General features: G+C 52.5%; 10 protein-coding genes and 1 tRNA gene. 10 read left to right on the forward strand and 1 reads right to left on the reverse strand.

Annotated features, from left to right (window positions below):
* The first annotated feature begins 172 nt into the window (after positions 1-172).
* Together glyQ and glyS are read left to right on the forward strand one after the other, a co-directional pair.
* Positions 173-1081, forward strand: coding sequence for a glycine--tRNA ligase subunit alpha (gene glyQ, locus ACF8OF_RS09060; protein ID WP_004236554.1), 909 nt, complete (start codon positions 173-175; stop codon positions 1079-1081).
* A 9-nt stretch (positions 1082-1090) separates the two neighbouring features.
* Positions 1091-3160 (forward strand): glycine--tRNA ligase subunit beta, encoded by a 2070-nt coding sequence (glyS, locus tag ACF8OF_RS09065; RefSeq protein ID WP_392496394.1) that lies wholly within the window; start codon positions 1091-1093, stop codon positions 3158-3160.
* 59 nt (positions 3161-3219) lie between these two features.
* Here the strand turns inward: glyS and ACF8OF_RS09070 are convergent, their stop codons facing one another.
* Positions 3220-4311: a filamentous hemagglutinin N-terminal domain-containing protein gene (locus ACF8OF_RS09070; RefSeq protein WP_392496395.1), complete on the reverse strand. Its 1092-nt coding sequence runs from the start codon at positions 4309-4311 to the stop codon at positions 3220-3222.
* 267 nt (positions 4312-4578) lie between these two features.
* Here ACF8OF_RS09070 and ACF8OF_RS09075 point away from each other — a divergent pair.
* The 8 genes from ACF8OF_RS09075 (at position 4579) to ACF8OF_RS09110 (ending at position 13435) form a co-directional block, all read left to right on the forward strand.
* Positions 4579-4655: transfer RNA gene (locus ACF8OF_RS09075), tRNA-Pro, on the forward strand.
* Between the two features lie 162 nt (positions 4656-4817).
* A complete protein-coding gene (locus ACF8OF_RS09080) occupies positions 4818-6365 on the forward strand; it encodes a ShlB/FhaC/HecB family hemolysin secretion/activation protein (RefSeq protein WP_392496396.1) in 1548 nt (515 codons plus the stop codon).
* 438 nt (positions 6366-6803) lie between these two features.
* Positions 6804-8417: a dipeptide ABC transporter periplasmic-binding protein DppA gene (gene dppA / locus ACF8OF_RS09085; RefSeq protein WP_392496416.1), complete on the forward strand. Its 1614-nt coding sequence runs from the start codon at positions 6804-6806 to the stop codon at positions 8415-8417.
* 200 nt (positions 8418-8617) lie between these two features.
* Positions 8618-9637, forward strand: coding sequence for a dipeptide ABC transporter permease DppB (gene dppB / locus ACF8OF_RS09090; RefSeq protein ID WP_072871414.1), 1020 nt, complete (start codon positions 8618-8620; stop codon positions 9635-9637).
* Positions 9638-9649: 12 nt separating this feature from the next.
* Positions 9650-10552 (forward strand): dipeptide ABC transporter permease DppC, encoded by a 903-nt coding sequence (dppC, locus tag ACF8OF_RS09095; RefSeq protein ID WP_262859580.1) that lies wholly within the window; start codon positions 9650-9652, stop codon positions 10550-10552.
* A 10-nt stretch (positions 10553-10562) separates the two neighbouring features.
* A complete protein-coding gene (gene dppD / locus ACF8OF_RS09100; RefSeq protein ID WP_279799487.1) occupies positions 10563-11546 on the forward strand; it encodes a dipeptide ABC transporter ATP-binding protein in 984 nt (327 codons plus the stop codon).
* Complete coding sequence (dppF, locus tag ACF8OF_RS09105) at positions 11539-12537, forward strand: dipeptide ABC transporter ATP-binding subunit DppF (RefSeq protein WP_392496397.1); 999 nt, start codon at positions 11539-11541, stop codon at positions 12535-12537. Before dppD ends, dppF begins: the two co-directional genes overlap by 8 nt.
* 190 nt (positions 12538-12727) lie before the next feature.
* Positions 12728-13435, forward strand: a complete 708-nt coding sequence (locus tag ACF8OF_RS09110; RefSeq protein WP_392496398.1) for a HAMP domain-containing protein — start codon at positions 12728-12730, stop codon at positions 13433-13435.
* The last annotated feature ends 140 nt before the right edge of the window (positions 13436-13575 follow it).

Genomic DNA, 13575 nt, shown 5'->3' on the forward strand with positions numbered 1-13575 from the left:
AAAAACAGCGTTTCTGTTAATCTATACTGGATGAATATCCATGTAAACGGGTATGTTTCCGGTTTTTCGATCCGGGCGGAAAAAGATCGGAGAAGCGCTGTATAGTCCGGCGGTCAGAGGGTATACTGAATGACTTTATTTTATTATTCATTTTCTCGCGTGCGGATCCAACATGCAAAAGTTTGATACCAAAACCTTCCAGGGTCTTATCCTGACGTTACAGGATTACTGGGCGCGCCAGGGCTGTACTATTGTTCAGCCACTGGACATGGAAGTCGGCGCCGGCACTTCACACCCGATGACGTGTCTGAGAGCGTTAGGGCCGGAGCCGATTGCGGCGGCCTATGTGCAGCCATCCCGTCGTCCGACGGACGGCCGTTACGGGGAAAACCCGAACCGCCTGCAGCACTATTATCAGTTTCAGGTCATCATCAAACCGTCTCCGGATAACATCCAGGAACTGTATCTCGGCTCCCTGAAAGAGCTGGGCATTGACCCGACAGTCCATGACATCCGTTTTGTTGAAGATAACTGGGAAAACCCGACACTGGGTGCCTGGGGATTAGGCTGGGAAGTCTGGCTGAACGGCATGGAAGTCACACAGTTTACTTACTTCCAGCAGGTCGGCGGTCTGGAGTGCAAACCGGTTACCGGGGAAGTCACTTACGGTCTCGAGCGCCTGGCGATGTATATCCAGGGCGTGGACAGCGTTTACGATCTGGTCTGGTGTGACGGCCCGCTGGGTAAAACCACCTATGGTGATATCTATCATCAGAACGAGGTTGAGCAATCCACCTATAACTTTGAATACGCCGATGTGGACTTCTTATTCACCTGTTTCGAACAGTATGAGAAAGAAGCGCAGTCCCTGCTGGCACTGGAAACTCCGCTGCCGTTACCGGCCTATGAGCGTATTCTGAAAGCGGCTCACTCTTTCAACCTGCTTGATGCGCGCAAAGCGATTTCGGTGACGGAACGTCAGCGTTATATCCTGCGCATCCGTACCCTGACCAAAGCCGTTGCCGAAGCTTACTATGCCTCCCGTGAGGCACTGGGCTTCCCGATGTGTAAAAAGAACTAAGAGGCTGTCATGACACAACAGACTTTCCTGACGGAAATCGGCACAGAAGAGTTACCGCCGAAGGCGCTTCGTTCTCTTGCTGAATCTTTTGCGGCTAACCTGACTGCAGAACTGGCCGCAGCGAACCTGACTCACGGTGATGTGACCTGGTATGCGGCACCGCGCCGCCTGGCGGTAAAAATTGCCGGGCTGGCGGAATCTGCCGCTGATCGCGAAGTGGAAAAGCGCGGCCCTGCGATCGCCCAGGCATTTGATGCCGAAGGCAAACCGACCAAAGCGGCGGAAGGCTGGGCCCGCGGTTGCGGGATCACCGTTGATCAGGCTGATCGCATGGTCACCGACAAAGGTGAATGGCTGCTGTACCGCGCGGTAGAAAAAGGGAATAACGCCAAAGAATTACTGGCAGATATGGTCAGCCGTGCGCTGGCAAAACTGCCTATCCCGAAACTGATGCGCTGGGGTGATAAAGAGACTCACTTTGTGCGTCCGGTTCATACCGTCACGATGCTGATGGGCGCGGATGTGATTCCGGGTGACGTCCTGGGGATCACCTCTGGCCGTGTTATCCGTGGTCACCGTTTTATGGGTGAAGCGGAATTCACTATCGCACACGCAGATGAGTATCCGGCCATTCTGGAAACGCGCGGTAAAGTGATGGCGGATTACGATGCCCGTAAAGCCATGATCAAACGTGATGCGGAAAAAGCAGCACTGGCACTGGGCGGCGTGGCTGACCTGACTGACAGCCTGCTGGAAGAAGTCACTTCACTGGTGGAATGGCCGGTTGTGCTGACAGCGAAATTCGAGGAAAAATTCCTCGCGGTTCCGTCTGAAGCCCTGGTGTACACCATGAAAGGTGACCAGAAGTACTTCCCGGTTTACGACAAAAACGGCAACCTGATGCCGAACTTTATCTTTGTCGCCAATATCGAGTCTTCTGATCCGTCACAGATCATCGCAGGTAACGAAAAAGTCGTTCGTCCGCGTCTGGCGGATGCCGAGTTCTTCTTCAAAACCGACTGCAAAAAACGTCTGGAAGATAACCTGCCGCGTCTGAGCACGGTCCTGTTCCAGCAGCAGCTGGGCACACTGCGTGATAAAACCGATCGCCTGGAAGCACTGGCAGGCTGGATTGCCGGTCAGATTGGTGCGGATGTGAATCACGCCACCCGTGCCGGTCTGCTGGCCAAATGTGACCTGATGACCAACATGGTCTTTGAATTCACTGACACCCAGGGTGTGATGGGCATGCACTATGCACGCCATGACGGTGAATCTGAAGATGTGGCGCTGGCACTGAAAGAGCAGTATCAGCCGCGTTACGCCGGTGATAACCTGCCGTCAACGCCGGTGTCTGATGCGCTGGCGATTGCTGACAAAATGGATACCCTGGCGGGGATCTTTGGCATCGGCCAGCATCCGAAAGGGGATAAAGACCCGTTTGCGCTGCGCCGTGCCGCACTCGGCGTGCTGCGTATCATCGTTGAGAAAGGCTACAACCTCGACCTGGAAACGCTGACACAGGAAGCGGTCCGTCTGTATGGTGATAAGCTGACGAACGCGAATGTGGTCACTGACGTGGTTGATTTCATGTTAGGCCGTTTCCGCGCCTGGTATCAGGAGCAGGGTTTTGCGATTGATACTATCCAGGCGGTACTGGCGCGTCGTCCGACCCGTCCGGCAGACTTTGATGCCCGCATGAAAGCGGTCACGCACTTCCGCACACTGGACGAAGCTGCCGCTCTGGCCGCGGCTAACAAGCGTGTTTCCAACATTCTGTCGAAGAGTGATGATGCACTGAATGATACCGTTCTGGCGTCATTAATGAATGCACCGGAAGAAATTCGTCTGGCAGCGTACGTGACTGACCTGAAAACACAGCTGGCTCCGCTCTATGCGGAAGGCAAATATCAGGAAGCACTGACTGAACTGGCTTCTCTGCGTGAAGCGGTGGATGCATTCTTTGATAGTGTGATGGTGATGGATAAGGATGATAATATCCGCCGCAACCGTCTGACATTATTAAATGAACTGCGCAACCTGTTCCTGGGTGTTGCGGATATTTCACTGTTGCAGTGATAGTGATGTTGCGGTGATATTACAGGATAAAGCCCGGTTTGATGACCGGGCTTTATTTTTTACTCGAACGGCAGTAATAATGCGCCTTCAGTTTTCCGGATATCCATTTTATTCAGCTCAATATCCTGCTTTCCGCCGATATAATTTGTACCGTCAAAAATCAGGGTGAAATCACTGATCGGGCTTTTCGGATTAAGGTAATTTGTTTTCATCTGACCGTTATTTTCAATGCTGCTGTTACTCATAATGGTATTCATCAGCAATGTATTAATCTTACCTGATGGTGTATTTTCAAATCCGGAATGATGCAGATCCATTGTCAGCTGGTTATGGCCATACATTGGTGTTTTTTCCGGGTCAGTCAGCTGTAATTCAGGCCCGATGGTTATCTGTCCTGCATTCCGTATTTGCGCAGCAGCAGAATGAATATACATGTTATCCGCTTTGATATGACTGTTTCCTTTGATATTCAGAAAGTTTCTGGTGTTTTTTCTGTTTTTCAAAGCGTAATCCGGCTTGATCATTTCCAAATCACGAAGACCGCTGTTTGTTTTTGCCAGATCATAATGACCGATATAGGTTGCCAGATTTTTGGTTTTCAGTTGGCTGTTTTTCATATCAATAGCCGCGGCAATGAATGTGAGTTTATCGGTATCAGCAAAATGCTGTTCTGCGGTATTCAGCATGCGGACTTTTCCGCTGATATTCCGGTAACCGGAAAATTGCCCGTCCGGCGTCATACTGACATTACCGGCAGCCAGACTTAAACTGTTCACACCGGTCACACTGCATCCGTTACAGGCAATACCGTTCGGGTTAGCAATAACCAGATGGGCTTTTTGGCCATCCACATGCATATTGCCGTGCAGACGTGATTTTCCGGTTGAAAGCACTTCGTTAATAATTGTCCCGGCACCGGCGTCACGGTTATTAAATACCACACCCTGTTTATCAACATTAAACTGGTCGTAGGCATTATAAGAAACACCGTGTGTATTTGCCGGGGCGATATTGATGGTGGTGTTGTTTCCCTGACGGACGACCTGAGTTGACGCGGAAGATGCAGGATTAACGGTAATATCCGCCGCAGAGGCGAACTGAGCGAGGAAAAGGGCACTGCTGATAACGGACAGCTTTACTATTTTTGGCATAACCACTCCCTGGTTGTTGTTGAGGTATCAAATCCACGGGCAGGATAAATAAAATCGCTGACAGGAGATATGAACAGCGTGGTTATTTTTTGTCAGTTTTCAGCATTCCGATAGCAAATAAAAAACATACCGTTTACCAATAAGCGGATAAAAAACAGAAATTTGGCTGATAAACCGGCGAAATAAAAATAATGAGGCGAAAAACAAAAAATTCCGGTTTCTGCTCTTGACGTTTAGCCTTTCCGGCAGTAATATCCATCCCGCTTTCGGCGAGTAGCGCAGCTTGGTAGCGCAACTGGTTTGGGACCAGTGGGTCGTAGGTTCGAATCCTATCTCGCCGACCATATTAAGAAAAACCCTGCTTTTACAGCAGGGTTTTTTGCTTTTCAGCATCCTGCACTTTTTCCTTCTGTTCCTTTCAAAAATTACGCCGCTTTTTTGATATCGCTGTTTTCTGTTATCCGTTTAACTGCCCGCTGAAAGGATTTCATCAGACGGACGGATACATGATAAAAAAAACACTCGTTGCTGCTGTGATGGCGGTTTCCGGCTGTGCGTGGGGCAGTACAGACACATCTTCAGCGGTTTCTCCGGCCTCCTGCGCCATACTGTCAGACGTGGTGATTGAGCAGCGTGAATTAATCGGGCCGTCTTATCTGGCGGATCAATTTGAAAAAGATATCACCGGGCGCTGTCTGACATCAGAACAGATGGCAGAAGCGGTGATGGCTCTGGAGTCAGCGGTGCATGAGGCCGGTTTTATCACAGCACAAATCAGTGTGCCGCCGCAGAATGTCAGCGACGGCACACTGACCCTCCACTATCTGCCCGGTTATCTGACTGGCTACCGCGACAAAGAGGGTGGGGATGCACATTTCGGCCTGAATCTGATTTTTCCGCAGCGGGCGGACGGGCAACTGAATATCCGTGATACCGAACTGGGAATGACTCATCTGAATCAATTGCCCGGACTGGGTGCTCAGGCCGCTGTTGAACCTGACCCTCAAAACCCCGGTAACAGTATTATCACCATTGCCCGGCAGAAAAAACGCAGCATCAGCGGCTCACTGGAAATCAATAATCACGGCAGCCCGTCAACCGGCAGCAGGCAGATAAGCAACCGGCTCAGTATTGAGAATCCGTTGCAACTGTATGACCGCCTGTTTATTTATACCCTGCGCGATACGGATCGCGACCATTCTGCCGGCGTAAAATTTATTTATGGCCAGTACCGGCTCCCTTTCCGGCACTGGGAGTTTACCGCAGGCGGCAGTTACAGTGAGCAGAAGCAGCAATACCCGGTGTACCGCGGGTCACTGGACTATTTCACCCGCAGTAAAACGCTGGATCTGAGCCTTGGTCGTAAGCTGCTTCTGACCCCGGCGCATGATATCACCCTCAGCAGCGGCATTTCTGCGCTGACCCGGCATGTCACACTCGGACATGCGCCGCTGATATTGCCGGAGCGCCGTTCTGTTTACTGGAATACCGGGCTGAATCACCGCTGGTATCTGCCGGGTTTTACCTTTCAGTATCAGGTGCAGTATAAGCATTCCCTGAACCGTTTTGGTGCGCTGCCGGTCACCGAAAAAAAATTGAAACCGACGCGGCAACTGATGGCGGAAACAACACTGACAGTGCCGTTCCGTCTGGCTGGTCAGCCGTTTTATTATGAAGGCGTTATGCGTGGTTTTATGAATGCGGATAAAGCGGACGAGATGGATTACGAATCCATGAGCGGTCGTTATTCGGTACGCGGTTATCCGTTTTCCCACAGCATGAGCGCCGCGCGGGCGTTTATCAGCCGTAATGAAGTGGTCTGGCAGCAGGTATTGCCGGGGCATAACCTGTATCTGGCGGCAGATGCCGGGCTGCCGGGGGCAACGATTTCCGGCGGTGCGCGATCGCATGGTCTGGCGGGTACGGAGATCGGGATGAAGGGGTTTTATAACTCACTGAGCTACCAGGTCTTTGCCGGTCTGCCGCTGAAAGAAGCGGAGCGTGTACGGGCCTTTTCACCAGTGGGTGGATTTTCTGTCAGTGTCAGTTACTGAGGCGCAGTTTGATTTCAGTACGTGATAGTTCCGCTGTATATCAGGCAGGAGGCGGATTACAGCGGCAGTCGTGGCAAAATGTGCAACGGAAAACACTGTGACAGCGATATCAGACAAAATAATCGCGCAGTAATTAAGCATTCAGTCACAAAATCCGGATAATTTTTATCAGCTGTTTATTCTGTGAACGTTTTATCCGGCAGCTGAATAAATGCTCAGTTGTGTACCCGCTCAAACATTTTAGCTGTTTTTGTTATCAAAACGTTTGATTTGTGTGTTTTATGTGTAGTCATCGCCCATAGTCAATAGTATTGACTGCCTCTGTGACAGTTGATTTAGTGAAGTGTCAGAAAATAATAAACAAACTGAAATTTGTCGTCCGGCATTGCCGGACGACAGAGCAAACACGACATTCAACGACAGGCGGAGATAATGATGATGAGAAGCGCCAAACGTAAGACAGGATTAGCGAAGCTGGGTATTACACTGGTTGCCCTGGCGGTGTCTGCCAGCGTCAATGCGGCGGGAACGCTGGTTTTTTGTTCTGAGGGATCACCGGAAGGGTTTAACCCGCAGTTGTTCACCTCGGGAACCACGTATGATGCCAGCTCCGTGCCGCTGTATAACCGGCTGGTGGAGTTTAAGGCCGGTACCACAGAGCTGGAGCCGGGCCTGGCGGAATCCTGGGATGTGAGCGAAGACGGAAAAACCTATACATTCCATCTGCGTAAAGGGGTGAAGTTCCACAGCAGCAAGGATTTCAAACCGACCCGTGATTTGAATGCAGATGACGTGGTCTTTACCTTCGACCGCCAGAAAAACCCGGATAACCCGTATCACAAGGTCTCCGGCGGCAGCTATGAATATTTCAGCGGCATGGATATGGATAAAATCATCGACAAAGTTGAGAAAGTTGATGACAACACCGTCCGTTTTCAGCTGAGCCGCGCTGAAGCACCATTCCTGGCAAACCTCGGGATGGACTTCGCCTCCATTCTTTCCGCCGAATATGCCGATCAGATGCTGAAAGCCGGTACACCGGAGAAAGTCGACCTGAACCCGATCGGCACCGGGCCGTTTGTGTTGCAGCAGTACCAGAAAGATTCCCGTATCCTGTATAAAGCCAATGACGATTACTGGAACGGCAAACCGAAAATTGACCGCCTGGTTTTCTCCATCACCCCGGATGCCTCTGTCCGTTACGCTAAACTGCAGAAAAACGAATGTCAGGTGATGCCGTACCCGAACCCGGCAGACCTGGAACGTATGCGTGCGGATAAAAACATTGTTCTGAAAGAGCAGCCGGGCCTGAACGTCGGTTATCTCTCCTATAACGTCACGAAAAAACCGCTGGATAACGTCAAAGTGCGTCAGGCACTGAATATGGCGGTGAATAAAGATGCCATCATTGATGCGGTGTATCAGGGTGCAGGCCAGAAAGCGAAAAACCTGATCCCGCCGACCATGTGGGGTTACAACAACAGCATCGAAGACTATCCGTATGATCCGGAAAAAGCCAAAGCGCTGCTGAAAGAAGCAGGTATGGAAAACGGCTTTGAAATCGATCTGTGGGCGATGCCGGTGCAGCGTCCGTATAACCCGAACGCCCGCCGTATGGCTGAGATGATCCAGGCAGACTGGGCGAAAGTCGGCGTGAAAGCCAAAATTGTGACCTATGAGTGGGGTGAGTACCTCAAGCGCGCGAAAGCGGGCGAACCTCAGACTGTCATGATGGGCTGGACCGGTGACAACGGGGATCCGGATAACTTCTTCGCCACACTCTTCAGCTGTGCGGCTAAAGAGCAGGGCTCTAACTACTCGAAATGGTGTGATCAGTCCTTTGAAAACATCATTCAGCCGGCACGTACCACGGCTGATCCGAAAGAGCGTGCCAGGCTGTATGAGCAGGCTCAGGTGGTGATGAAAGAGCAGGCACCTGCACTGATTGTTGCACACTCAACAGTGTTTGAGCCGGTGCGCAAAGAAGTGAAAGGCTATGTGGTGGATCCGCTGGGTAAACACCACTTTGACAATGTTTCTATCGAAAAATAAGTAAACCGGAAATGAGTGTTACCGGTCTGCCGCCTCCTCCGGGGGGCGGCAACCCTGTATCGAACCGCATTGCACGGACGACGCAGAACACATAATTAAAACAATATTATTCATCGTGTGAGTATAAAGGGAAAGTCCTCCCTTTCGTCCGGTCTTATGACCAGAGCGCTGTCAGCGGCCATTACAAGAGAAACAGGGATATGCTGCAATTTATCCTCCGGCGTGTCGGGATGGTAATACCGACATTTATCGGTATTACATTACTGACGTTTATATTTGTTCATCTGATCCCGGGAGACCCGGTCACTATCATGGCGGGTGAGCGGGGAATTTCCCCGGAGCGCCACGCTCAGTTGATGGCGGCGCTGGGGCTGGATCAGCCTTACTGGAAACAGTACCTTCATTATATCAATGGTGTCCTGCACGGTGATCTCGGCCTCTCTCTGAAGAGCCGCCAGCCGGTGTGGGAAGAGTTTGTTCCCCGTTTTAAAGCCACCCTGGAACTTGCCGCCTGCGCGATGATTTTTGCCATCTCGGTCGGCATACCGGTCGGGGTACTGGCGGCCGTCAAACGCGGGTCGATCTTTGATCACACCGCTATCGGGGTCTCCCTGACCGGCTATTCGATGCCGATTTTCTGGTGGGGTATCATGCTGATCATGCTGGTGTCCGTAAATCTCGATCTGACACCGGTGTCGGGGCGGTTATCGGACAGTGTGTTCCTCGATGACAGTCAGCCGCTGACCGGATTTATGCTGATTGATACCCTGATCTGGGGTGAGGACGGCGATTTTCATGATGCGGTGATGCATCTTATTCTGCCGTCCATTGTGCTCGGTACCATCCCGCTGGCGGTGATTGTCCGTATGACCCGTTCGGCAATGCTGGAAGTGCTGGGTGAGGATTATATCCGTACCGCCCGCGCCAAAGGGCTGAGCCGCCTCCGGGTGATTGTGGTGCATGCACTGCGCAACGCCCTGTTGCCGGTGGTGACCGTTATCGGTTTACAGGTCGGCGTGATGCTGGCCGGCGCGATTCTGACCGAAACGATTTTTTCCTGGCCCGGTATCGGCCGCTGGCTGATCGATGCTCTTCAGCGCCGCGACTATCCGGTGGTGCAGGGCGGCGTTCTGCTGATCGCCATTCTGATTATCCTGGTTAACCTGTGCGTGGATTTACTCTACGGCGTCGTTAACCCGCGGATCCGTCATAAAAAATAACAGGAGCGCACAATGTCTGAGACGACAAATACTACCGTGACCCGCGCGCCTGAGCCGCTTTCCCCGCTGCGCGAATTCTGGCACTACTTCCGGCGCAACAAAGGCGCGCTGCTCGGCCTGATCTATATCCTGCTGATGCTGCTGATCGCCGTTTTTGCCCCGCTGCTCGCCCCGCATCTGCCGGATGAGCAGTTCCGTGACCATTTATTACAACCGCCGGTCTGGCAGGAAGGCGGCTCATGGCAGTTTATTCTCGGTACTGATGATATCGGCCGCGATATTCTGTCGCGCCTGATGTACGGCGCCCGGCTTTCACTGCTGGTCGGTTGCCTGGTGGTAGCGCTGTCGCTGCTGCTGGGGGTGGTGATTGGCCTCGCTGCCGGGTATTTCGGCGGCTGGGTTGATGCCCTGATCATGCGCATCGTCGATATTATGCTGGCACTGCCGAGCCTGCTGCTGGCTCTGGTGCTGGTGGCGATTTTCGGCCCGTCGATTGTTAACGCCTCGCTGGCGCTGACTTTCGTGGCACTGCCGCACTATATCCGTCTGACCCGCGCGGCGGTGCTGACGGAAGTGAGCCGCGACTATGTGACCGCGTCTGCGGTGGCGGGCGCAGGCCCGGTGCGCCAGATGTTTGTTAATATTCTGCCGAACTGTCTGGCGCCGCTGATTGTGCAGGCATCTCTGGGTTTCTCCAACGCTATCCTGGACATGGCGGCATTAGGTTTCCTCGGGATGGGCGCACAGCCGCCGACACCGGAGTGGGGAACCATGCTGTCCGATGTTTTACAGTTTACGCAGAGCGCGTGGTGGGTGGTGACCTTCCCGGGCCTGGCGATTTTACTGACGGTACTGGCGTTTAACCTGATGGGCGACGGATTGCGTGATGCCCTTGATCCTAAGCTTAAGCAGTAGAGGTGCAGACATGGCGTTATTAACAGTTGATAAATTATCTGTTCACTTCGGTGAAAAAGAGATGCCATTCCGCGCCGTTGACCGGATCAGCTATCAGGTTGAGGAAGGCGAAGTGCTCGGGATTGTCGGGGAATCCGGCTCCGGTAAATCCGTCAGTTCACTGGCGATTATGGGGCTGATTGATTTTCCGGGCCGGGTGATGGCGGATAACCTTGAGTTTGACGGCCGCCATCTGCTGACCATCTCAGAAAAAGAACGGCGCGAGCTGGTGGGCGCGGATGTGGCAATGATTTTCCAGGATCCGATGACCAGCCTGAATCCCTGCTATACCGTGGGGTATCAGATTATGGAAGCCCTGAAAGTTCACCAGGGCGGTAACCGGAAAACCCGGTTACAGCGGACTGTCGATCTGCTGACGCTGGTCGGCATTCCGGATCCGAAATCACGGCTGGATGTCTATCCGCACCAGTTATCCGGCGGGATGAGCCAGCGGGTGATGATTGCAATGGCGATAGCCTGCCGTCCGAAGCTGCTGATTGCCGATGAGCCGACAACGGCACTGGATGTGACCATTCAGGCGCAGATCATTGAGTTGTTGCTCGAGTTACAGCAGCAGGAAAACATGGCGCTGGTGCTGATCACTCATGACCTCGCGCTGGTGGCGGAAGCCGCTCATCACATTATTGTGATGTATGCGGGGCAGGTGGCGGAGTCCGGTAAGGCGTCGGATATCTTCCGCGCACCGCGTCATCCGTATACTCAGGCACTGTTACGGGCACTGCCGGAATTTGCCGGTAACAAGAGCCGTCTGGCATCACTGCCGGGGGTGGTGCCCGGTAAATATGACCGGCCTGAGGGCTGTCTGCTGAACCCGCGCTGCCCGTATGCCACGGATTTATGCCGCAGCACGGAACCGGAACTGCGTACTGTCGGGGCGCGTCAGGTGAAATGTCATACCCCGCTGGATGATGAAGGGAGACCGGGCCATGAGTGAAACCACACAGCCGCTGTTACATGTCAGTGATCTGAAAAAATATTATCCGGTGAAGAAAGGCTTTTTCTCACCGGAGCGGATGGTGAAAGCCCTCGACGGCATATCGTTTGATCTGAACCGCGGGAAAACCCTGGCGGTGGTCGGGGAGTCCGGCTGCGGAAAATCAACCCTTGGCCGTCTGCTGACCATGATTGAAAAACCGACCGGCGGGGAGCTGTTTTACCAGGGACAGGATCTGCTGGTGGCGGATAAACAGGCGGAGAAATTGCGGCGGCAGAAAATCCAGATTGTGTTTCAGAACCCGTATGGTTCACTCAATCCGCGTAAAAAAGTCGGGCAGATACTGGAAGAGCCGCTGATTATCAATACGTCCTTCAGTGCGGCAGAGCGCAAAGAGAAAGTGCTGGCGATGATGGCGAAAGTTGGTCTGAAAACCGAGCATTACAGCCGTTATCCGCATATGTTCTCCGGTGGTCAGCGCCAGCGTATTGCCATTGCCAGGGGGCTGATGCTGGATCCGGATGTGGTGATTGCCGATGAGCCGGTATCCGCACTGGATGTGTCCGTCCGCGCTCAGGTACTGAACCTGATGATGGATCTCCAGGATGAGCTGGGGCTGTCGTATGTGTTTATTTCCCATGATTTATCGGTGGTGGAACATATCGCGGATGATGTGATGGTCATGTATCTGGGGCGTTGTGTGGAAAAAGGTACCAAAGCGCAGATTTTTGAGAATCCGCGCCATCCTTACACACAGGCACTGCTCTCTGCGACACCACGGCTTAATCCGGCACAGCGCCGCGAACGGATTAAACTGACCGGTGAGCTGCCGAGCCCGCTGAATCCGCCGCCGGGATGTGCGTTTGCTGCCCGCTGCCGCCATGCATTCGGCACCTGTACGCAGTTTCGCCCGGAGCTCAAATCCTATGGCGGGCAGCTGATTGCCTGTTTTGCGGTGGACAGAGAAGAAGAGGCGAAAATTTCCGCATAACATTCTGTTTTACTGCAGATAGCAGAGAAACATATTTTAACAGAAGACAAACAGCGATAATGGAGCGCTCCGTTATCGCTTTTTCCTGTCTGACGTGTGAGATTAGATCAGCACAAAGTACAATGATGACGTATAATCACGGCGTATGGCGAAAGATGCGATAACTGAATTGTAACGAAAGGCGTGGAATATGCGTGTAAAAGTCAGAAAGTCACTGACTATCAAACAGATGTCAGTTGTCGCTGCGGTGACTTTGGTGACGATCGCACTTTTTATGACGCTTCTGTTATCACATCTGATACAACAGCGGAAAGATGATTACATCAATCAGCTTTATAATTCGTCAGTACAGGTCAGGAAACCGCTGGCAGATGCCTTGTTAGGGTCGGACTTAAACGCGATAAAATCGACGCTGATGACATTGCGGGCCAGCGGGATTTTAGGACGTGCGATTGTGGTGACGCCGGAAAATGTTCAGGTGATAAGCCTGGATTTTGCCACACACCGCCCTATTCCCGGCACAGCAAAAATGATTTTCGGGATCCCGGTTGAGATTAAGGTTCCGCTGTACGCCTATGGCGTGGCACATACCGGAAAACCCCCGCAGGGTTATCTCATTCTTCAGGTGGATGATAACCGCATATACCGCTTCGCGATGAATGTCGTGGCACTGATGGTAACCAGTTACCTGTTGCTGGCACTGGTACTGGTGATCGCGATAAGTTGGTGTATTAACCGCCTGATCGTGCGGCCGCTGCGTAAAATGGCCCGTGAGCTGAACAGTGATGAGCCTGCTGAGCAGCTCAGTTGTTCAGCTTATCATGCGGATGATGAACTCGGCCTGCTGGCGAAGGGTTACCGGAACCAGCTGAATAAACACAAACCGGAGTCATCATAAAACTTCCCGGACAGTTTGCTGTCTAAATCCGGACGAATCAAAGGACGTCCCGGAAGCCGGTCAGTTTTTGCCTGTACGTATCGTCTGTCAGAACAGTATTTCCGGCATCAGTGGTAAACCTCAGAAGAAGGCATACCAGG

The organism is Morganella sp. TYF_1 (assembly GCF_043105645.1).
In the GTDB taxonomy this organism is placed as follows: domain Bacteria; phylum Pseudomonadota; class Gammaproteobacteria; order Enterobacterales; family Enterobacteriaceae; genus Morganella; species Morganella morganii_B.